Below are 21,242 nucleotides of genomic sequence, written 5' to 3' on the forward strand. Positions count from 1 at the left end.
CCTTTATTTGATATCTATGCATACTTGTCCTAAAAAATGCTATAATTACTCTCGAGAGGTGATTACATGCCATTTGACGGTATAGTTACTAGAGCAGTAACAGAAGATTTAAAACAAAAACTTATCCCTGGAAAAATAACTAAAATATATCAGCCAACAACAACAGAATTAGTTTTAACAGTCCGTAGTCAAGGGAAAAATCATATATTACTATTGTCCATACATCCAACATATGCACGCTTTCATTTAACAAATGATATATATAAAAATCCTGAGGTCGCTCCAATGTTTTGCATGGTTCTTAGAAAACATCTGTCTGGAGCATTTATTGAGGAAATCGACCAATATGACATGGAACGGATTGTTACCTTTAAAGTAAAGACACGAAATGAAATTGGCGACATTAGTGAAAAACTTCTTGTATTAGAATTAATGGGGAAACACAGTAATATCATGCTTGTCGATAAGGAAAATGGTCATATTATCGAAAGTATTAAGCATGTTTCAATGGCACAAAATCGCCACCGAACAATATTACCAGGTAGAGTTTATGTCCTACCACCTTCTCAAAATAAACTAAACCCGCTAGAAGCAAGTGGTGAGGATTTGATGAAGAGACTGGATTTCAATTCTGGTAAATTGGATAGACAAATCGTGGATAATTTTACTGGGTTTTCATCCTTTATCGCTAGCGAAATCGTTAGCCGTGCCAAATTAGGTTCTCTTGATACGTATGCTATGAATTTTATCGAAGTAAAAACATTACTTCTTGCTAATGATTACAAACCTGCGATTTATCGTGGTAATAAAGAAGATTTTCACGTCATCCCAATATTGTCCTTTAAAGGAGAAACCATTTATTTTCAAGATATACATGTGATGCTTGATACTTTTTATTCTGGAAAAGCAGAGCGTGATCGTGTTAAGCAACAGGCAAAAGATTTGCACCGATTTATTAAAAATGAGAAGGGTAAAAATGAGCGTAAATTAAAAAAACACATACAGACATTAAAAAAAGCAGAGGGTGCTGAAAACTACCAGCGTTTAGGAGAATTGTTAACCGCACATCTTCATCTCATTTCTAAAGGTGACAAAGAAGTAAACGTGATGGATTATTATGATCCAGAGCAAAGTGAATTGACGATTGAACTAAATCCAAATAAAACACCGAGTGAAAATGCACAAAGTTATTACAAAACCTACCAAAAGCTAAAAACTTCCAAGCAAGTAGTCAAACAAGAAATGGAAAAAACAGAAGAAGAAATTAATTACTTTGATCAATTATTACAGCAAATTGATGTTGCAGGTGTTGAAGATATTGAGGAAATCCGTGAAGAATTGCGTGAAGAAGGTTATTTGAAGAAACAGAAAAAGCAAAAAAGGAATAAGAATAAACCAACCAAGCCAATGCCAGAACATTATAGCGCAACAGATGGTACAGAGATTCTAGTTGGCAAAAACAATAAACAAAATGAATACCTCACGATGAAACTGGCTCGACGTGATGAGATTTGGCTTCATACGAAAGATATCCCTGGTTCTCATGTCATCATTCGTTCGCTGGATCCAACTGAGGAGACGTTAATGGAAGCAGCTACACTTGCTGCCTACTTTAGTAAGTCACAGGGTTCATCTTCAGTTCCAGTAGATTTCACAAAAGTCCGCCATGTAAAAAAACCAAATGGGGCAAAACCAGGATTTGTCATCTATGATAACCAGAAGACGTTATTCGTTACACCTTCGAAGGAAATCGTTGATAAACTACGGGGAAAATAGTCAGTAAAAATGGGGCTGGGACAAAACGAAAACCTTCCAATCAAAAGACGAATATTATAGCATAGGAATCTCGGAATGTTAACTTTCTACAATTGAATGTTAATTCATAGTTGATGTAAATAGTGGACTTATTTAATTCAGTATTGTGTGAAGCACGTCGTTCCGGAAACACACTTCGCTTTCCACGGGCGGCTGGTGAGCCTACTACGTGCTATCGCACTCCATAGTCTCACCTAGGCCTGTCCTCCCGTAGGAGTCTTCGTGTGTTTCCTCCACTGAGTTTAAGTTACTAACCATTATCTCCTTTGATACGGAAAGTCAAAAAGCATAGTACTACTTCACTAGTCTGGGTGAGTGTAGGGCGGTGACTCCTCGAAAATAAAGAGCCATTTTCTTCGTGCGATGTAACGCTGACGAAGCTTTCCTTGTCCTGCGGGAATAGCACGTGTCCGAAGACCCCGGAAGAAGCGTTCTGTGCTTCTGAGGAGGCTGAGGCCGTGCCCTAAGGTCCGCATCCGCCCGGAGCGATCCCAGACGGCGAGATGTGCTCCGATTTAAGATAATCTCAATTAAGTTAGTTCGAAGTTTATACAAAGTCCTCCATTAATTTGAATTTAATGGAGGACTTAAACTTATCGTTCGGTTTTTCTTTACTAAATTTCTTTTGTCCCATCCTCATTTCATAAAATAGCTTGGTTTTAAATATGAACTGGGCTAATTTTGTTATGCATTTTTACTTACAATTATTTTGCAGGTCTTCCATACCTTTTACAATGTTTCTAATTCAGCCACCATTTCATCCACAAGGGCTTCTTGATATCCTGGCTTTTTTCTCTTTCTTAATACATCTACAACTGGAGCTAATTCTGGGGATTTAATCAAATTTAATTTTTTTAGTCTTTCGGTTGTTTTTCGATATCTGCTTCCGCTTTTTGATAATGAGCAACATCCATTTTCCATGGATGAATATTGTTCGGATGTCTTTGGAGTAATTTCTCCGCCATGCTTAGCCCCTCTGGATCAAAGTCCCCTGCATAATAAAGGGTACAATCTTCTTTCACCAACAAATCAATTAATAGTAGTCCCACCAATTTAAACTGACCGTGAGTGCAGATTAAGGGTACATGTGGTAACTTATCTAAAATACTTGAATAAACACCAGAGTTCTCTACAATCCAGACGGTCTTTTTTCGTGATGCTGGATAAACGGTTGTTAATGCAATTAGCTCCCTAAGGGGAATGTTCATAACGCTATGTACGCTTGCTGCTTCCCACATCGGATGTACGCCATCCTTTGTTTCTGCTAACAAATTAGCACATGTTACATAATTAGTAATATCATCACGAAATATTTTATAATGTAGCAGTAAATCATTTATTCCTTGACTATCAGCTGGTACAGCAACTGATTCACTATTATAATAATCTACCGCTAAAAGATGAACGAGCTCGCTTATCGATAATTCACTAATGGTGTCATAGTCTCCCCAAAGCACTTGTGAGTTCATTTCTTCTGGGAAAAGAAATTCTCTCATGTTGGATATAAAAATAGCGTAAAATAGCACGATAACACCATGCCTTCTCAGTTGTTAAATATGTAGCTTCTTTCACACTTTTAAACATAAACTCACCTTTCTTAATCACTCATGAGTAGCTTTTTGTGTATTTAATATTTAGTTGGGAACAACTAGCCCAATACGGTTACTGCATTTTTATGTATAGTACTATTGTATCATTAGTGAAGGCAGAATGAGAATGGGTTATGCTTTCCAAGTTTTTACTGAGGAGAGGTTCTAAGAGGGACGTATGGGACGTGATTTGTATGGTGAATTATTATAAATAAGCCATAATGATTAAGATTCAGGTAGACAAAAAGATCCATCTACCTAAAATAATTCACGGAGATAATCTCTCCGCCCATGAAGTATCCGGTGAATGATAACTGTATCATTTGTAATTCTATAAAATATCAGATATGGATGCACAACAATAAATCTATATCCTTGCTTAACAATCGTATATTCTTCATCAGATAATACTGTTCCCATTTGTGGAAATTCTGCTAATGTGGCTATTCGATCATTTAATTTATTTAGCAACGTTTCTGCAGCTAATATTTTATCATGAGAAATATATGAAAAAATCTCATCCATATCATCCACTGCAACAGGGGCGTATTTAATCTTCTTTTGAAGCATCTATTTTCCTCCGTATATTGTCAATAACTTGTTTATGATCCGTTAATTCTAACCCTTCAGCTATTTGCTTTTCTGCAACAAGAAGCTTAGATTGTAATTTTATTCGTGCTTCCCTGCGACGAAATGTCTCGTGGCTCATAACAACCAAATCAGCTTCACCATTACGTGTTAGCACAACTGGCTCATCTATTTCATGACAATACTTTGAAAATCCGTTATAATCCTGCCGAATTGTTGTTGATGGTTTTATATCCAAATAAAACAACTCCCTCCAGATACCTTTATTCTTACTATATTATATCTTTATTATAATATGTTTACAATTAAAATATGGCTGTTCTCACATACAAGTGGAAACGTTCCTCACCCGGAACAAACGTTCATTCCTCGGCGTCCTTAAAAACAGCCTTTTTCAAAGAAATTTAGTATGTGTTAATGCTTCTATAAACTGATTTACTTGAGGTAATTCCCTTACCCCTTCTTGATAGCAAACCCAAGTATCCCGTGTAACAGCCTTTCCATTTAAATGTAATGGTACATATGAGTACTCCTCTTTCATTGAGTCTGATACACTCTCAGGAAGTACTGCCATCCCAATGCCCTGTTTCATGAATTGTTTGCACGTTTCTATTTGGTCAACGGTCATCATTTTTAACGGTTTAATTTCATTCTGATGATGGTATAACCAATTATCGACAAGCTCGTGCATACTATCATCACTCTTAAACGAAATTAAAGGGCGTTCTTTTACCTTATCTTTTGGAAACGGCTCAATATCGAAAATATAAAGTGGATCATCAAATAAGCGAATGCAAGTACTTTCCTTTAATTTCTCACCCCGAATAATACACACATTGTAATTTTTATGGTCTCTACGAATATCTTCACTTATTCCTGTAACTAGATCAATCGTTACTTTAGGAAATTTCGTTGTAAATTCACCCAATATTGCTGGTAGAAACCGTTGACTAATAAGAGATGAGCAAGCAATCGATAGCGTCCCTTGTACTTCTGCACTGCTTTGCGCTAACGTATTCCTTAGTTCTTTCTCAGATTCTACTATCTTTCTTGCGTATCCAATAATAATTTCGCCACTCGGAGTGGGTATTAGTTTCTTTGATGTACGTATAAATATCTTTTGTCCGTAATACTCTTCAATGTATTTCAACCGTTGCGTTACTGCAGGCTGTGAGATTAGGATAATCTTTGCAGTACCACGAATTGTACCAACTTCATTTAATTTTAGAAGAAGTTCATAATCTTCCATTTTCATTATAATCTACTCTTTTCGATAAGTTTATGTTATTACTTTTGATTATAAACGAATATTTTACTTATTGCACAGGGGATTATATACTATCTTTAGAACGAAGAGATGAGGGATAACTTTGAATAATAAGAATAACGTTAAAGATGTTTTTTCAAAAAACAAAGAAGCCTATGTAACGAGTAAGACCCACGCAAAAGGAAGTGACTTGACACTTCTTGTAAACTGGCTTGAAGCCCAACCAGAGATGCAAGTCCTTGACATTGCAACAGGTGGTGGTCATGTAGCAAAACACCTTTCCCCATATGTAAAAACTGTCTTTGCAACAGACTTAACAAAAGAAATGCTAGAAAATACAGCAACACATTTAACCAATCTGAATAATATTCATTATATTATTGCAGATGCAGAAGAATTACCTTTTCTAGACAATAGCTTCGATATTATAACATGCCGAATTGCAGCCCACCATTTCCCCAATCCCGAAAAGTTTATTAAGGAGGTAGAACGTGTCCTAAAAATAAAAGGTAAATTTTTATTTATTGATAACATCGCAGCTGAAGATAACATTCACGATCAATTTGTCAATACTTTAGAAAAAATGCGTGATTATAGTCATGTTAAATCTAGGAAAATAACTGAATGGCAAACGTTTTTTCATAAATATAATCTAAGCATTCTCCATCAAAAGAAAAACAAAAAACAACTCCCATATGAGGAGTGGGTAACCCGTACAATGGATGATGAAGCGGAAATTGAGAAAGTAAATAAATTTATTCGAAATGCACCTGAACACCTTAAAAACTATTTCCAAATTGCCATGAGCGGAGAAAGGATTATTTCCTTTACTATTGATGAATGGATGGTTTTATTAGAAAAGGATGGATTCTAAAACAATCAATTCTTTCTTCAAAATATTAAAATTTCACTTCGTAGTAGATCTAAAATCCGAACTAACTCAATTCAGATTATCTTAAATCAGAGCTAATCTCGCCGTCCGGGATCGCTAAGGCGGATACATTCTGGAACGGTCGATTTAGGACAATACTAAATTAAACAAGTGTACAGTTTACACAAATCGTAATAAACCATAATAAAGCCTTTGAAAATACACAATCATAGGGAATAATTCCCTATGATTGCTATTAAAGCTGATTTCTCCATTCAATTAATTTCAATCTCTCTTCCTCCGTTAATTTTCTGTCTTGCGTAAGAGCTTCCACCAACTCATCAAAGTTTGTGATTGTATCAAAAGATAGTTTCGCTTCAGCAAATTGTTTCCTGGACTTATTTAGTCCATATGTAAAGATTGCAAAGACACTGAGCACCTCTGCCCCTTCATCGATTAATGCTTTAGCTGACTCAATCGATGAACCTCCTGTTGATATTAAGTCTTCAATAACAATTACTTTTTGACCTTTTTTTAATTCACCTTCAATTTGATTCCCTTTTCCATGTCCTTTCGGTTTGGAACGCACATAAACCATTGGTAGATTTAATCGATCAGCTAACCAGGCAGCGTGAGGAATTCCAGCAGTAGCGCATCCTGCAATCACATCAGGCTTTACATCCATTTCTTCTATTTTCTGAGAAAATATCTCTACTATTTTTTTTCGAATCTCAGGATAGCCAATCGTTAATCTGTTATCACAATATATTGGAGATTTAATCCCCGAAGTCCATGTAAAATAATTTGTTGCATTAATTTGTACTGCCTTTATCATAAGTAAGTCACGTACCAATTCTTTGTTTAAACTCATTTAACGCCACACTCCTTCAATGCTCTTTCATATGCTTCACGTGGATGCTTTGCTTTCGTTACACTTCTACCAATCACTAAGAAATCTGCCCCATTTTCTACTGCGTATGAAGGGCTTGCAATTCTTTTTTGGTCATCCCTGCTAGAATCTTCTAAACGAATACCAGGGGTTACAGTTAGAAAATCCATTCCGCATTTTTCTTTGATCTGCATTGACTCATGAACAGAGCACACGACACCATCTGCTCCATTTCTCTTAGCAAAATCTGCAAAGTGTACAGCAACATCTTCCGTATTCCCCGGTATCATTAATTCAACATTCAAAGTCTCCGTATCCATGGATGTGAGAACAGTAACAGCAATGAGTTTAGTATCGAATTGCCCCCCAGACAAACCTTCTTTCGCTCTTTTGATCATTTCACTGCCACCAAGCGCATGAACATTGACAATATCGACTCCAAGTGAGGAAAGGTTTCTCATCGCGCGCATGACGGTTGTAGGAATATCATGTAATTTTAAATCCAAGAAAATTGGATGATTGTTCGCTTTTAAGCTTTCAATTACTTTTGGTCCTTCCCTATAAAAGAGTTCCATCCCAACTTTCACAGGAACACCATATAATTCATGAAAATTTAAAAAATCCTTCGTTTCTTGCCATGTTGGGAAATCAAGTGCTAAGAAAATTGACTTTTCCATCATTCCATTACCGCCTTTCCAACTGCATCTAGAGCAGTATCAAACCCATACTTCTTCAATGTCTCTGGTAATTCATCTATTATTTCCGAACAAACAAATGGATTTGCAAAATTCGCCGTACCTACTGCAACTGCACTTGCCCCAGCTAACAAAAACTCTAGCACATCTTCAGCCGTATTTACTCCTCCCATTCCGATAATCGGAATGGATACGTGTTGTTTCACCTCGTAAATCATTCGAATCGCAACTGGTTTAATTGCCGGACCCGATAAACCACCAGTCTTATTTGCTAAAAGTGGGCGTTTAGACCTGAGATCAATTTGCATGCCAGTAAGTGTGTTAATCATTGATAGCCCATCTGCACCAGCTTCTTCCACTGCTTTTGCCATTCGGGTAATGTCAGGTACATTTGGTGATAGCTTCACATATACTGGAAGATTGCTAGCTTCCTTTACCACTGATGTTACTTTAGCAGCCATCTTCGGGTCTGTTCCGAACTGGATACCCCCTTCTTTAACATTAGGGCAGGATATATTAAGTTCAAGTGCATGAACATCATTGGTTTCGTTAAACATTTTCGCAACCATTTCATACTCTTCTATTGTACTACCAGCAATATTGGCAATAATGTTCGTATCAAAGTTCGCTAAAAAAGGTACCTCGTTTTCAATAATTTCTTTGACACCAGGATTTTGAAGGCCAATGGCATTTAACATTCCAGCAGTTGTTTCCGCAACACGTGGTGTACCATTACCGAAGCGCATCTCAGCTGTTGCAGCTTTCATCATAATTGCACCTAATTTACTTAAATCATAAAACTCACTATATTCACGCCCAAAGCCAAAGCATCCTGAGGCAGGCATAATCGGATTTTTTAGATGTAACCCAGGTAAGTTGACTGCTAATTTGTTCATAGCGATACCTCCCGAGCATCAAAAACTGGTCCATCACTGCAAATTTTCTTATATCCTTTATCATCCTTCGAGGGGATAACACAGGCAAAGCATGCACCAACACCACAGCCCATACGCTCTTCTAAAGATATGAAGCCTGGTTTCCCATTCAGCTCATTTGTCACAGTTTTTAACATTGGGAGAGGCCCACAAGAATAATAGCGATCAAAGTCCCCAACTTTATGAAAAACATCCGTAACAAATCCTTTCTCACCATAAGACCCATCATTTGTAACGATGAATGTATACCCTAGTTGGTTAAATTTCTCTTCATAAAATACATTTGCTTTTGTTTGAAATCCTAAAATAGAAATGACCTTTTTATTTTGCTTTGCTAAAGTCTTCCCTAAGTAATACATCGGAGGGACACCAATCCCCCCACCAATTAATAAAACAGTAGAATCCTCCTCAGTTATTTGGAAGCCATTACCACTTGGGCCTAATACGTCAATTTCTCGGCCAGGCTCATAACTTGCTAACTGTTTCGTTCCAGAACCGACGACTTTAAACAAAATTGTTACTGTCCCCATTTCCTTATCAATGTCTGCAATAGAAATTGGTCTTCTAAGTGTTTTACCCTCCAGGAAAATATGAAGAAATTGTCCCGGTAAAGCCGTTTGACTAATATATTTGTTTTCTAATACCATTTCTATCGTATCGAGTGCAATCATACTTTTCGCTAGGATTCTCATATTTTCTTTCGTAATCATAAGACATGCGCCTCTTTATTTGACATGGGTTTCGCACTGAACGTTGTTGAGTCGATCACATTCAAAATGGCATTCGCTGTATCTAAGTTTGTTAAACAAGCAATTCCATGCTCAACTGCTTGTCTCCTAATCAAGAATCCATCAGAACGTGGTTTCTTCCCAGAGTTTAGTGTATTGATTACGAACTGCACTTCCCCATTTTCGATGATGGATAGAACGTTAGGCTCTGTCCTTCCAACCTTTTCCACTTCCACTACTGGAATATTTGCTTGTCTAACAAAGGCTGCAGTTCCCCATGTCGCATAAAGCCTAAAACCAAGTTCATAAAAACGACTAGCAATTTCTAGCATCTCTTCTTTATCTTTATCCGCTACCGTTAAAAGAACGCCACCCTCCCCAGGAATATTCACTCCAGAAGCGAGTAATCCTTTGTAGAGTGCTTTTTCCAATGTTTTATCATAGCCGATTGCTTCGCCTGTGGATTTCATCTCAGGCCCTAGTATCGTATCAACACTGCGTAATTTTGCAAAAGAAAATACAGGGATCTTTACGGATACGTGTTCTTGCTCAGGTAATATACCTGTTTCATACCCAAGTTCAGTAAGTTTTGTTCCTAGAATACATTTGGTTGCGATATTTGCCATCGTAACACCAGTAATTTTACTCAAGAACGGAATCGTTCTACTTGCACGGGGATTTACTTCCAAGATATAAACTTTTCCGTCTCTAATAATGAATTGAATATTGATTAGCCCTTTTACTTGTAAGGCAACTGCTATCTTCGTTGTTGCATCCAACAGATCTTCTTTTACTGTTTCGCTAAGTCGTTGTGGTGGATACACTGCCATGGAATCTCCTGAATGGACTCCAGACCGTTCAATATGCTCCATTATCCCTGGAACAATCGTCGTTTCTCCATCACTAATTGCATCAACTTCGACTTCAATCCCCGTTATATATTTATCAATTAATATCGGATGTTCTGGATTAATATTATCTGATTTTGCTAGATATGTATGGAGCTCATCATCACTATACACAATTTCCATTTTACTTCCACCGATAACATAGGATGGGCGTACTAGAACAGGATAGCTAATAGAATTCGCAATTTCCATTGCATCGTCTAGCTTCTTAACTGCTTTTCCTTTTGGACGTAGTAAATCAAGCTCATCTAATAATCTTTCAAATTTATCACGGTCTTCTGCCTGGTCGATTGATGCTAAACTAGTTCCCAGAATGTTAACTCCTCGTCGTTCTAAACCTGCTGCGAGATTAATTGCCGTTTGACCACCAAATTGGACAATAACGCCTTCTGGTTTTTCTAAACTTACAACGTGCATGACATCTTCCAATGTGAGTGGTTCAAAATATAACTTGTCAGAAATACTGAAATCTGTTGAAACTGTTTCAGGATTATTATTCATAATAATTGCCTCATAACCCATTTCTTTTATCGCAAGTACTGAGTGAACGGTAGCATAGTCAAATTCAATTCCCTGACCGATTCGAATTGGACCTGAACCTAATACGAGAATTTTCTTACGGTCAGAAATAATAGATTCATTTTCTTCGTCGTATGTACTATAAAAATACGGAGTTTCTGATTCAAATTCTGCCGCACAAGTATCAACCATTTTATACACTGGCGTAATATTCTTATCCATCCGTAATTGATATACTTCATCAAGGCTTGTATTCCAAACCCTGGCAATCTGTGTATCTGACACACCCAATCGTTTTGCTTTTTCTAGTAATCGGGTAGATAATGGATTTTCAATGAGTTCTTGTTCAAAATCTACTAAAGCCTTTATTTTCACGAGGAAGAAACGATCAATCTTTGTAAGGTTAAATAGATGCTCCACTGTCATACCTCTTCTAAATACTTCTGCTAGAACAAAAATTCGCTCATCATCAGCCTTTTTTAAACGCTCCTCTAAAGCCTCATCTCGTGCTTCAACCAATGACTCGAGCCATAGTTGTTCAGAACCACTATCTAGTGAGCGTATACCTTTAAGCAATGACTCTTCGAAATTACGGCCAATTGCCATAATCTCACCTGTTGCTTTCATTTGTGTACCGAGTCTTCTGTCACCCATTGTAAATTTATCAAATGGGAAGCGAGGAATTTTCGTAACAATATAATCTAGTGCTGGCTCAAACATCGCATAGGTCTTTCCTGTCACTGGATTAATTATTTCATCCAAAGTAAAACCTACTGCAATTTTGGCGGCTACCTTTGCAATTGGGTAGCCCGTTGCTTTAGAGGCAAGCGCACTTGATCTTGATACCCTCGGATTTACTTCGATGATATAGTAATCAAAGCTATTTGGATCGAGGGCGAGTTGAACATTACAGCCACCTTCAATTTTTAGTGCACGAATAATTTTCAAAGATGCATTCCTGAGCATATGGTATTCTCTATCACTTAATGTTTGCGATGGTGCAACAACAATCGAGTCTCCTGTATGTATGCCAACAGGATCAACATTTTCCATGTTACATACAACAATTGCTTGATCGTTCGCATCACGCATTACTTCATATTCAATTTCTTTGAATCCAGCAATATTTCTTTCTATTAAACATTGATTTACTGGTGATAATGCTAAACCATTTCTAGTAATCTCTTTTAATTCATCACGGGAATAGCACATTCCACCACCAGTACCACCTAATGTATAAGCAGGACGAACAATCAGTGGAAAGCCAATTTCATCTGCAAAAGCTAATGCCTGATCAACAGAATTTACGATACTACTTTCTGGGACAGGTTCATTTAATGCTTGCATGAGGTCTCTAAATTTTTCTCGGTCCTCTGCTTTTTGGATTGCTTCAAGGGATGTGCCTAATAAATTAACTGCATATTTTTCTAAAACACCTGATTGGTCGAGTTCCATTGCCATATTCAAACCTGTTTGTCCACCTAGTGTCGGTAATAACGCATCGGGTCGTTCATTACGAATAATTTTAGTTAGAAATTCTAGGGTTAAAGGCTCCATATACACCTTATCTGCAACTGTATAATCAGTCATAATTGTTGCTGGGTTAGAATTTGCTAAAATAACGGTATATCCCTCTTCTTTTAATGCTTGGCAGGCTTGTGTTCCAGAGTAATCAAATTCAGCTGCTTGCCCAATAACAATTGGTCCTGAACCAATAACGAGTATCTTTTGGATTGCTGTATTTTTAGGCATATACTTCCACCCCTTTTTTCTCTTGATTATTCTTAATCATTTGCAGGAAATCATCAAACAAGTAGTTCGTATCTTCAGGCCCTGGTGATGCTTCTGGATGATATTGTACAGAAAATGCTGGGTACAATATGTGTTTTATTCCTTCAACCGTATTATCGTTTAATGCAACTTGTGTCAATTCTAAGCCCGTATTTTCAAGAGATGTTTTACTTACTGCATAACTGTGATTTTGTGAAGTTAAATAGGTTTTGTTTGTTTGAATATCTTTTACAGGATGATTCGCACCTCTATGTCCGAATTTCATTTTCTCTGTGTCTGCACCATTTGCAAGTGCTAATAGTTGATGACCGAGACAAATTCCAAAGATAGGAATCTTGCCAATTACTTGTTTGATCATTTCTATTGCTTCTGGTACATCTTTCGGATCCCCTGGCCCATTTGTAAGCATGATACCATCGGGTTTTAATCGCAAAATATTCTCTGCACTATAATTATACGGAACAACTGTGATGTGACAGTCACGTTTTGTTAATTCACGAAGGATACCGTGTTTTGCGCCAAAGTCAACCATTACAATTCGCATTCCACGTCCTGGTACAACATAAGGTTTAATAGTCGATGTCATTTTTACTTGATCTGTTGGTAATTCTATCCCTTTTAATTGATTGACAATTTCTTCTAGTGATCGGCTAGTATCAGCAATCATGGCTTTCATTGTTCCTTGTTTACGAATGATCTTTGTTAGTTTTCTGGTATCTATACCAGAAATTCCAGGAATATCATTCGCTTTTAGAAAATGATCCAAGCTTTCATCATTCCTGAAATTAGAAGGATATTCACTTACTTCTTTTACAACAAATCCGTGAATGAATGGTGTTACCGTTTCAAAATCATCACGGTTTATTCCGTAATTTCCAATGAGTGGATAGGTCATCGTTACAATCTGCCCGAAGTAGGATGGATCTGTAATGACTTCTTGGTAACCAGTCATTCCTGTGTTGAACACTACTTCTCCCGCTCTTAAACGCTCACTACCGAAACCTTCACCTATGAAAACCGTTCCGTCCTCAAGAACCAACTGTCGTTTGAACATAAATATCCTCCTCATTTATATATGCTACATTTCCCTCTGAAATGGTTAGAACCGAAGAACCTGTAACCTTCCAACCGTCGAACGGTGTATTTTTCCCTTTTGATAAAAAGTTTTCTTTTTGAATGATTGATTCTTTTTCTATATTTACAACTGTGATATCAGCTACACTATTTTCTTCTAATATGCCATATGGCATGTTAAATACTTTAGCTGGTTTAACTGTTAGCCATTCAACAAGTTGCTTGAACGTAAATTTACCTGTTTTAACGAAATTCGTATATAAAAGGGAGAATGCTGTTTCTAAACCAACAATACCAAATGGGGCATGAAGCATTCCTTTTGCTTTTTCATCTTTAGTATGTGGCGCATGATCTGTCGCTATCATGTCGATTGTTCCATCGAGTAACCCCTCGATTAGTGCCTCTTGATCTACTTTTGATCTAAGGGGTGGATTCATCTTGAAATCTCCATCATCACTCGTAATATCTTCTTCATTTAATAACAAGTGATGTGGACTCACTTCTGCAGTCACATGAATACCTGCTTTTTTTGCATCTCGAATAGTGCGAACAGATTCCTTTGTACTGACATGGCAAACATGATAATGACAACCGCTGGCTTCCGCGAGTAACACATCTCTAGCAATTTGCACCGATTCATTTAAGGAAGGAATACCTGGTAAGTTTAGTTTTTCGCTTACCTTGCCGTCATGAACAACACCACCATACACTAGTGAGTTATCTTCGCAGTGGGCTACAATTGGAACGCCAGCTGCTTTCGCGCGTTTCATTGCTACAAACATCTGATCCGCTGTTTGAATGCCAACCCCGTCATCTGTAAACGCAAAAATTCCTAATTCTGCTAATTCCTCGATATTCGTTAATTCTTCACCTTTGAGTCCTTTTGTTATTGATCCATATGGTAAGACACGAACCTTTGCATCTTTCTTAATCTTTTCAAACAGGGATGCTATAGCTTCAGCGCTGTCTGGTACTGGACTCGTATTTGGCATGGCACAAACGGTTGTAAATCCTCCTCTAGCAGCTGCCTCTGTTCCAGAATGTATTGTTTCTTTATGTTCGCCACCAGGCTCTCTAAGGTGAATATGTACATCAATGAAGCCAGGTAAAATGATATTTCCTTGTAAATCAATGACTTCATCCGCTTCCTCCGTTATTGTAGGCCCTATTTTCTCTATTCTTTGGTTCTTAATTAATACTTCACAGTTTTCTAGCTTATTTGACGGCAACAAACGTTTTGCGTTTTTCAAAATTGTTTTCATGTGTAATCCCCCATTCTTCAAGCAAAAATTGGATAATCGCCATTCTGACATAAACACCATTTGTCATTTGTTTAAAAATTCGTGACCTAGAACATTCAACTAACTCTGTATCAATCTCAATACCACGATTAATTGGCGCTGGATGCATAATAATTGCGTTCTTTCTCATTTTGCTTTCACGTTTTTTTGTTAGACCATAGCTTTCGAGATAATTCGAAGTCACGGCGACGTTCGTATGCCTTTCATGCTGGATACGAAGCAACATCACCACATCACAATTCTCTACAGCCTGGTCGATTGTGAGATAAGGGCAGTCCAATGTTTCGTCTTCAAATCCTGGAGCTGTACTTAAAAAGACATTTGCGCCTAATCTTCGTAATGCATTTACGTTTGATTTCGCAACACGACTGTGCTTGATATCTCCAACGATTACAACATTTAATCCTTTAAAAGAACTGAACTCCTGATAGATTGTTAACAAGTCCAACATGCATTGTGTAGGATGCTCTGCCTTCCCTGCACCAGCATTAATGACTGGTACCTGAAGTTTATTTTTAAGCTCTTTAAACCACTCATCAGAACGATGCCGAATAACTAGCATATTTGCTCCAATTGATTCAAAGGTCTTTGCAGTATCATAAAGTGTTTCCCCTTTTAGCACACTGGAAGATTCAGAATGAAAGTCTAACACTTCTAAACCTAAATTCTTTTCCGCTACTGTAAAACTCATCTTCGTCCTTGTACTTGGTTCAAAGAATAAATTCGCAACGAAAATCCGATTTTGCCTCAATTTTATAGCTTTCTTTGCGTAATATTCCGCTCTCTCTAATACCTGAAAAATATCTGCTTCTGTCAACTGATCAACCGAAATAAAATTTTTCATGGCTCCTCCTTTAAGTAGCTTTTTACTCCATAAAAAAAACCTCTTTGCAAAAAGTTGCAAAGAGGTAAACGTGTAGCGATAACTATCACGTTACATTAACAACTTTTTAAATCTCTCTGGATTTAATTAAAAGTTGTGTATTAAGTTCATCTTATCTTGTTTATTTCTCATAAATAGATACTGAATTTGATTCATCTGTTTCTTCTAATTGAACAACGATAATTTCTTTTTCTGAAGTTGGAATATTTTTCCCAACATAATCAGCCCGTATTGGCAGTTCGCGATGTCCTCTATCAACGAGTACACCTAGTTGTATATGGGATGGTCTTCCAACATCCATTACAGCATCCATTGCCGCACGAACAGTTCTACCTGTAAACAGTACATCATCTATTAAAATTACCTTTTTTCCAGTTAATTCTACTTCGATTGTTGTAGAATTTAATTGTGGGTCATCACTAACGGTAGCTTTCTCTAAATCATCTCGATACAATGTAATATCAATTTCTCCAACTGGTACTTCGATTGATTCGATCTGTTTAATCTTCTCATGGAGTCTATTTGCAATTGGAACGCCTCTTGTTTTGACTCCAATAAGTACAATATCTTCTCCACCTTTATTCTTTTCAAGAATCTCATGTGCCATTCTAGTTAATGCACGATTGATTGCTGCAGAATCTAATATCTCCGTTTTTTTCTTCATTTGTTACTGCACCCCTTCATTCGAGTAAATAAAAAACCTTTTCTCCAGAAGGAAAAAAGGTTTTGGATTGAAATATCACTTCAAATTAATCCGCTTCCTTTACCAGCCTCTCTGGACTATTTTAAAAGGACTTTATTTAACTATGTCTATTATTTCAAACCTAATAGCATAAGTCAATAACTTTTTTTAATATATTCAAGTGTTTCATAAAAATATGCTGGTGCTTCTCGCTCGAATTCCATCCATTCCTTCTTCTTCGGGTGTGTAAATCCAAGCACTTTCGCATGAAGTGATTGACCATTTGTGTCTAGTGTTTTACGAGGACCATATTTCGGATCACCAACCAGTGGATATCCAATATACCGCATATGAACACGAATTTGATGTGTTCTTCCTGTCTCAAGCCTGCACTCAATATGGGTGTAATCTGGGTAATTCTCCAATACCCGAAAATGGGTTACTGCAGGTTTACCGTTATCAACAACGCCCATCTTCTGCCGGTCTTTCGGGTCTCTTCCGATTGGCGCATCGATCATACCTGTTTTATGTGGTATTTCCCCATGAACAATGGCCTCATATTTTCGCATTATCTCTTTAGAGGATAGTTGCTCTGATAAATGTATATGTGTATAGTCATTCTTTGCAACAACTAAGAGACCACTTGTATCTTTGTCAATACGATGAACAATACCAGGCCGCTCCACACCGTTTATTCCTGATAAGTCATTACAATGGTATAGTAAAGCATTTACCAATGTTCCGCTCCTGTGGCCCGCAGATGGATGCACAACCATACCCTTTGGTTTATTGACAACTAATAAATCACTATCCTCATAAACTATTTCGAGTGGTATGTTCTCAGCGATTACTTGTAAAGGTTTAACTTCAGGGATCGTCCATCCTATCTCGTCGCCTACTTGACATTTATAGTTTGCTTTTACAGGCTCGTTATTAACCGTTACATGGTTATCCGTTATCCAAGATTGGATTTGCGAACGTGAAATATCTGGATTAATATCTGAGAGTATTTTATCTACTCTCGTCTTTACCTGTTCTTCTGTTACAATATGTTGATAAGAACTCATGATTTTATTTTTCCTTTCTTTCATCCAAAATGGTAGCAATTATAATAAAAATTACGCCAACCGTTAACGCAGAATCTGCTACATTAAATATAGGAAAGTTATAATTAAAGATATAAAAATTAAAAAAGTCTACTACTTCCTGATGAAACAACCGATCAATGAAATTACCAATTGCGCCGCCTAATACAAAGCTTAACCCAATCGCTAGTAATTTATCGTTTTTTGCGTATTTTTGTAAATAAAAGACAACACCGATAACAACAATTACCGTTACAATATAGAAGAAAAACATTTTCCCTTGTAATATTCCCCATGCAGCTCCTGGATTCCGATGTGAAGTAAGATAGAAAAAGCCATCAATGACGGAAATACTCTCGCCTATTTCCATCGTCCTAACGATTATCCATTTGGTAAGCTGATCAATAGCAATAATGATAATTGCGATAATATAATACCAGTACATTCTACTCCCTCAATTCTAGCTTAAGTCTTTTTAATCTTATACGTTTATCCTACATTTTTCAATTATAATTGCTAAGTTTAATGATTTATCCTAATATCCATTAAAAAATGACTGTTTCTGAATAGTCCTAAAGACGTCGTTCCGGAAAGACACTTCGCGCATCTTAGGGCGGCTGGTGAGCCCCTTCGTGCAGGTGCGCCTGTGTCTCCTAGTAATGCTACGAAGTAAAAATAAACAAAGAAAACAGCCTAAAAAATACTCCCCTTCATACAAAGAGGAGTATTTGCAACTTATTCTGCTACATTATAATTTTCCTTTACAATACTTGCGCAACGGGTACATAATTCTGGATGATCGTGATCATGTCCAACAGTATCCGAGGATACCCAACAACGTTCACATTTTTCACCAGGATGTTTTTCAACAACAACATTTACATACTTATATTCTGTAGCTTCTTTCGCATCTTCCGATATAACTGCTTCAGAAACAATTAAATATTGATGTAAGTGTTCTAATGCCTCCAATACTTCTTTCGTTTCTTTATCTTTCGGTACAAGCGTCACTTTTGCTTCTAATGATTTCCCAATAACTTTTTCGTTTCTTGCTACTTCTAACGCTTTAAGAACATCATCACGAACTTTCATAAAATGCGCCCATTTCGCTTCATCAAGTCCTGAAATTTCCCTTGGCTCAGGCATATCTGTTAATTGTACGCTTTCTGCCTTTTCACCAGGAATAAATTCCCAGACTTCATCAGAAGTGTGGGGAATGATTGGTGTTAAAAGTTGAACCAATGTAGTCAGAATTTCATAATATCCCGTTTGAATACTACGACGTCGTTTATTGTCCTTCGCTTCGATATATAATACATCTTTAGCAAAGTCTAAATAGAACGAACTTAATTCTACAGCACAGAAATTGTGAATTTGATGATAAATTGGTGAAAACTCAAATTTATCATAGCTTTCACGCACACTTGAAACTAATTGTTGCAGGCGATGAAGCATATAACGATCCACTTCTTCTAATTCAGCATCTGATACACGATCTGTTTCTGGATTGAAATCGGCTAGATTTCCAAGCATAAAACGGAATGTATTACGTATTTTACGATATGCTTCAGAAATTTGTTTTAAGATATCATCCGAAATACGAACATCAGACTGATAATCAACTGACGAAACCCATAAACGTAAAATGTCTGCTCCATACTGTTTTACAACTTTAGATGGTAGGATAACATTACCTAATGATTTACTCATTTTACGCCCATTTCCATCTAATACAAAGCCATGGCTTACAATATTCTTATATGGTGCCTTACCAGTTACAGCAACAGCTGTTGAAATAGATGAGTTAAACCAACCACGGTATTGGTCACTGCCTTCTAAATAAACGTCAGCTGGTCGCTTATGTCCCTCACGTTTCAATAATACTGCCTGATGGGAAGAACCTGAATCAAACCATACGTCCATAATGTCCGTTTCTTTCGTAAATGTACCATTTGGACTATGTTCAGATGTAAAACCTTCAGGAAGTAGATCTTTTGCTTCTCTTTCGAACCATACATTTGAACCGTTCTGAGCAAACAAGTTTGATACATGACTAATTGTTTCATCCGTAATAATTGGTGTTCCATCCTCCCCGTAAAATACCGGAATTGGAACGCCCCATGTACGTTGACGTGAAATACACCAATCTTCACGATCACGAACCATGTTGTAAAGCCTTGTTTCTCCCCAACTAGGATACCAATTAATTTGCTTGATTTCTTCTAAGATATCTTCACGGAAATCTTTGATGGATGCAAACCATTGTGCTGTTGCACGGAAGATTGTTGGTTTTTTCGTACGCCAGTCATGTGGGTATGAATGGGTAATGAACGATAGTTTTAATAAGGCTCCTACTTCTTCAAGCTTATCCGTTACTACTTTATTTGCGTCATCATAGAACATTCCTTCAAACCCTGGTGCTTCGGCAGTAAAGCATCCTTTATCATCAACTGGAGACAAAGCTTGTAGTCCATATTGTTTACCAACGAAAAAGTCATCTTCTCCGTGCCCAGGTGCTGTATGAACACAACCCGTACCAGCATCAATTGTTACATGTTTTCCTAGCATAACGATTGATTCACGTTCATAGAATGGATGCATAGCTACCGCTCTATCTAATTCTTTTCCTTTAAAAGTTTTAACTTCTTCTACATTTTCCCAACCAAGTTCTGCGGTAACCGTTTCAAGCAATTCGTGAGCAACAACAAAGTTTTCTTCGCCAACTTTTGCTCTTGTATACTCTAAGTCTGGATGTAAACTAATGCCTAGGTTTGCTGGAAGTGTCCAAGGCGTTGTCGTCCAGATGACAATTTTATCACCCTGCTCTAATACACCTTTTCCATCCTTTACTTCAAATGCAACATATATTGATGCCGAGCGTTTGTCTTGATATTCAATTTCCGCTTCCGCTAATGCAGATTCTGATGAAGGTGACCAATAAACAGGTTTTAATCCTTTATAAATATAGCCTTTCTTCGCCATTTCTCCGAATACTTGGATTTGGGCTGCTTCATAATCCTTTGTTAATGTAATATAAGGGTTATCCCAGTCACCACGTACGCCTAATTGTTTAAATTGCGTACGTTGCCCATCAACCTGTTTTAACGCATACTCAGCACATTTTTGTCTAAACTCAGCAATGCTCATCTTTTTACGATCTACTTTTTTATTCTTCGTTAGAGCAGATTCAATAGGCAAGCCATGCGTATCCCAACCAGGTACATATGGTGCATGATAGCCTGTCATGGATTTTTGACGGACGATTATGTCTTTTAAAATTTTATTAAGCGCATGCCCAATATGCAAATCACCGTTAGCATATGGTGGGCCATCATGTAAATTGAATAAAGGTCTACCCTTTGTTCTTTCTAGTGTTTTTTCATATAAATTATTTTCTTCCCACTGTTCTTGTCTTTTTGGTTCTTTATTCGGTAAATTTCCGCGCATCTTAAAATCTGTCTGTGGCATTAATAAAGTGTCTTTATAATCCATGATGCTTCCTCCTTAAATTTATATATTAAATAAATACAAGTAAATATCCGGTGTATCAAACAGCACAGGCGTTTTTTACTGAACGAAAAAAAGCCCTCAACATCCCAAAAAGGGACGAGAAGACTTACCC

At 37.2% G+C, this 21,242-nt stretch carries 18 protein-coding genes and 1 other annotated feature (1 of these 19 cut by a window edge); of the genes, 2 read left to right on the forward strand and 16 right to left on the reverse strand.

The window, feature by feature from the left end:
- Positions 1-66: 66 nt before the first annotated feature.
- Positions 67-1,776 (forward strand): Rqc2 family fibronectin-binding protein, encoded by a 1,710-nt coding sequence (locus D8M05_RS07275; RefSeq protein WP_121130166.1) that lies wholly within the window; start codon positions 67-69, stop codon positions 1,774-1,776.
- An 893-nt stretch (positions 1,777-2,669) separates the two neighbouring features.
- Here the strand turns inward: D8M05_RS07275 and D8M05_RS20835 are convergent.
- The 4 genes from D8M05_RS20835 to D8M05_RS07300 all read right to left on the reverse strand — a co-directional run bounded on the left by D8M05_RS20835 (position 2,670) and on the right by D8M05_RS07300 (position 5,247).
- Positions 2,670-3,311 (reverse strand): DUF2399 domain-containing protein, encoded by a 642-nt coding sequence (locus D8M05_RS20835; RefSeq protein ID WP_379606656.1) that lies wholly within the window; start codon positions 3,309-3,311, stop codon positions 2,670-2,672.
- Between the two features lie 351 nt (positions 3,312-3,662).
- The gene (locus D8M05_RS07290) at positions 3,663-3,974 is read right to left on the reverse strand and encodes a type II toxin-antitoxin system RelE/ParE family toxin (protein ID WP_121130168.1); all 312 of its coding nucleotides are present in this window, start codon (positions 3,972-3,974) and stop codon (positions 3,663-3,665) included.
- The gene (locus tag D8M05_RS07295; protein WP_121130170.1) at positions 3,955-4,230 is read right to left on the reverse strand and encodes a type II toxin-antitoxin system Phd/YefM family antitoxin; all 276 of its coding nucleotides are present in this window, start codon (positions 4,228-4,230) and stop codon (positions 3,955-3,957) included. The genes D8M05_RS07290 and D8M05_RS07295 overlap by 20 nt, the downstream gene beginning before the upstream one ends.
- A gap of 156 nt (positions 4,231-4,386) precedes the next feature.
- Positions 4,387-5,247, reverse strand: coding sequence for a LysR family transcriptional regulator (locus D8M05_RS07300; protein ID WP_121130171.1), 861 nt, complete (start codon positions 5,245-5,247; stop codon positions 4,387-4,389).
- A 115-nt stretch (positions 5,248-5,362) separates the two neighbouring features.
- On the opposite strand from D8M05_RS07300, the gene D8M05_RS07305 reads away from it, so the two are divergent.
- Complete coding sequence (locus tag D8M05_RS07305; protein WP_121130173.1) at positions 5,363-6,133, forward strand: class I SAM-dependent methyltransferase; 771 nt, start codon at positions 5,363-5,365, stop codon at positions 6,131-6,133.
- Positions 6,134-6,386: 253 nt separating this feature from the next.
- Here the strand turns inward: D8M05_RS07305 and pyrE are convergent, their stop codons facing one another.
- From pyrE to ileS, 12 genes are all read right to left on the reverse strand, one after another.
- Entirely contained in the window at positions 6,387-7,001 is a 615-nt protein-coding gene (gene pyrE / locus D8M05_RS07310) for an orotate phosphoribosyltransferase (RefSeq protein WP_121130175.1), read from the reverse strand.
- Positions 6,998-7,696, reverse strand: a complete 699-nt coding sequence (gene pyrF, locus D8M05_RS07315) for an orotidine-5'-phosphate decarboxylase (RefSeq protein ID WP_121130401.1) — start codon at positions 7,694-7,696, stop codon at positions 6,998-7,000. Before pyrF ends, pyrE begins: the two co-directional genes overlap by 4 nt.
- On the reverse strand, positions 7,696-8,610 hold the full coding sequence (locus D8M05_RS07320) for a dihydroorotate dehydrogenase (RefSeq protein ID WP_121130178.1): 915 nt from the start codon (positions 8,608-8,610) through the stop codon (positions 7,696-7,698). The genes pyrF and D8M05_RS07320 overlap by 1 nt, the downstream gene beginning before the upstream one ends.
- The gene (locus D8M05_RS07325) at positions 8,607-9,359 is read right to left on the reverse strand and encodes a dihydroorotate dehydrogenase electron transfer subunit (protein WP_121130180.1); all 753 of its coding nucleotides are present in this window, start codon (positions 9,357-9,359) and stop codon (positions 8,607-8,609) included. The genes D8M05_RS07320 and D8M05_RS07325 overlap by 4 nt, the downstream gene beginning before the upstream one ends.
- Positions 9,356-12,556, reverse strand: a complete 3,201-nt coding sequence (gene carB / locus D8M05_RS07330) for a carbamoyl-phosphate synthase large subunit (RefSeq protein WP_121130182.1) — start codon at positions 12,554-12,556, stop codon at positions 9,356-9,358. The genes D8M05_RS07325 and carB overlap by 4 nt, the downstream gene beginning before the upstream one ends.
- Positions 12,549-13,649, reverse strand: a complete 1,101-nt coding sequence (locus D8M05_RS07335; RefSeq protein ID WP_121130184.1) for a carbamoyl phosphate synthase small subunit — start codon at positions 13,647-13,649, stop codon at positions 12,549-12,551. Before D8M05_RS07335 ends, carB begins: the two co-directional genes overlap by 8 nt.
- Positions 13,624-14,931 (reverse strand): dihydroorotase, encoded by a 1,308-nt coding sequence (locus tag D8M05_RS07340; RefSeq protein ID WP_121130186.1) that lies wholly within the window; start codon positions 14,929-14,931, stop codon positions 13,624-13,626. Before D8M05_RS07340 ends, D8M05_RS07335 begins: the two co-directional genes overlap by 26 nt.
- Positions 14,885-15,814: an aspartate carbamoyltransferase catalytic subunit gene (locus tag D8M05_RS07345; RefSeq protein WP_121130188.1), complete on the reverse strand. Its 930-nt coding sequence runs from the start codon at positions 15,812-15,814 to the stop codon at positions 14,885-14,887. Before D8M05_RS07345 ends, D8M05_RS07340 begins: the two co-directional genes overlap by 47 nt.
- Before the next feature lie 160 nt (positions 15,815-15,974).
- The gene (gene pyrR / locus D8M05_RS07350; protein WP_121130190.1) at positions 15,975-16,517 is read right to left on the reverse strand and encodes a bifunctional pyr operon transcriptional regulator/uracil phosphoribosyltransferase PyrR; all 543 of its coding nucleotides are present in this window, start codon (positions 16,515-16,517) and stop codon (positions 15,975-15,977) included.
- A 173-nt stretch (positions 16,518-16,690) separates the two neighbouring features.
- Positions 16,691-17,602 (reverse strand): RluA family pseudouridine synthase, encoded by a 912-nt coding sequence (locus D8M05_RS07355; protein ID WP_121130192.1) that lies wholly within the window; start codon positions 17,600-17,602, stop codon positions 16,691-16,693.
- A 4-nt stretch (positions 17,603-17,606) separates the two neighbouring features.
- Entirely contained in the window at positions 17,607-18,065 is a 459-nt protein-coding gene (gene lspA / locus D8M05_RS07360) for a signal peptidase II (protein ID WP_121130194.1), read from the reverse strand.
- Between the two features lie 290 nt (positions 18,066-18,355).
- Positions 18,356-21,112, reverse strand: a complete 2,757-nt coding sequence (gene ileS, locus D8M05_RS07365) for an isoleucine--tRNA ligase (RefSeq protein ID WP_121130195.1) — start codon at positions 21,110-21,112, stop codon at positions 18,356-18,358.
- Between the two features lie 107 nt (positions 21,113-21,219).
- Positions 21,220-21,242 (reverse strand) — a binding site (T-box leader); it runs 209 nt beyond the window's last position.

This window comes from Oceanobacillus bengalensis (genome assembly GCF_003628445.1).
GTDB classification, from domain to species: Bacteria; Bacillota; Bacilli; order Bacillales; family Amphibacillaceae; genus Oceanobacillus; species Oceanobacillus bengalensis.

Bases quoted from the DNA above. Each gene is read 5' to 3' on its own strand.
- carB (WP_121130182.1), bottom strand. From the start codon at position 12,556: ATGCCTAAAAATACAGCAATCCAAAAGATACTCGTTATTGGTTCAGGA.
- D8M05_RS07355 (WP_121130192.1), bottom strand. From the start codon at position 17,602: ATGAGTTCTTATCAACATATTGTAACAGAAGAACAGGTAAAGACGAGA.
- D8M05_RS07275 (WP_121130166.1), top strand. From the start codon at position 67: ATGCCATTTGACGGTATAGTTACTAGAGCAGTAACAGAAGATTTAAAA.
- pyrF (WP_121130401.1), bottom strand. From the start codon at position 7,696: ATGGAAAAGTCAATTTTCTTAGCACTTGATTTCCCAACATGGCAAGAA.
- D8M05_RS07290 (WP_121130168.1), bottom strand. From the start codon at position 3,974: ATGCTTCAAAAGAAGATTAAATACGCCCCTGTTGCAGTGGATGATATG.
- D8M05_RS07325 (WP_121130180.1), bottom strand. From the start codon at position 9,359: ATGATTACGAAAGAAAATATGAGAATCCTAGCGAAAAGTATGATTGCA.
- D8M05_RS07335 (WP_121130184.1), bottom strand. From the start codon at position 13,649: ATGTTCAAACGACAGTTGGTTCTTGAGGACGGAACGGTTTTCATAGGT.
- D8M05_RS20835 (WP_379606656.1), bottom strand. From the start codon at position 3,311: ATGAGAGAATTTCTTTTCCCAGAAGAAATGAACTCACAAGTGCTTTGG.
- D8M05_RS07320 (WP_121130178.1), bottom strand. From the start codon at position 8,610: ATGAACAAATTAGCAGTCAACTTACCTGGGTTACATCTAAAAAATCCG.
- pyrR (WP_121130190.1), bottom strand. From the start codon at position 16,517: ATGAAGAAAAAAACGGAGATATTAGATTCTGCAGCAATCAATCGTGCA.
- pyrE (WP_121130175.1), bottom strand. From the start codon at position 7,001: ATGAGTTTAAACAAAGAATTGGTACGTGACTTACTTATGATAAAGGCA.
- D8M05_RS07340 (WP_121130186.1), bottom strand. From the start codon at position 14,931: ATGAAAACAATTTTGAAAAACGCAAAACGTTTGTTGCCGTCAAATAAG.
- D8M05_RS07300 (WP_121130171.1), bottom strand. From the start codon at position 5,247: ATGAAAATGGAAGATTATGAACTTCTTCTAAAATTAAATGAAGTTGGT.
- lspA (WP_121130194.1), bottom strand. From the start codon at position 18,065: ATGTACTGGTATTATATTATCGCAATTATCATTATTGCTATTGATCAG.
- ileS (WP_121130195.1), bottom strand. From the start codon at position 21,112: ATGGATTATAAAGACACTTTATTAATGCCACAGACAGATTTTAAGATG.
- D8M05_RS07345 (WP_121130188.1), bottom strand. From the start codon at position 15,814: ATGAAAAATTTTATTTCGGTTGATCAGTTGACAGAAGCAGATATTTTT.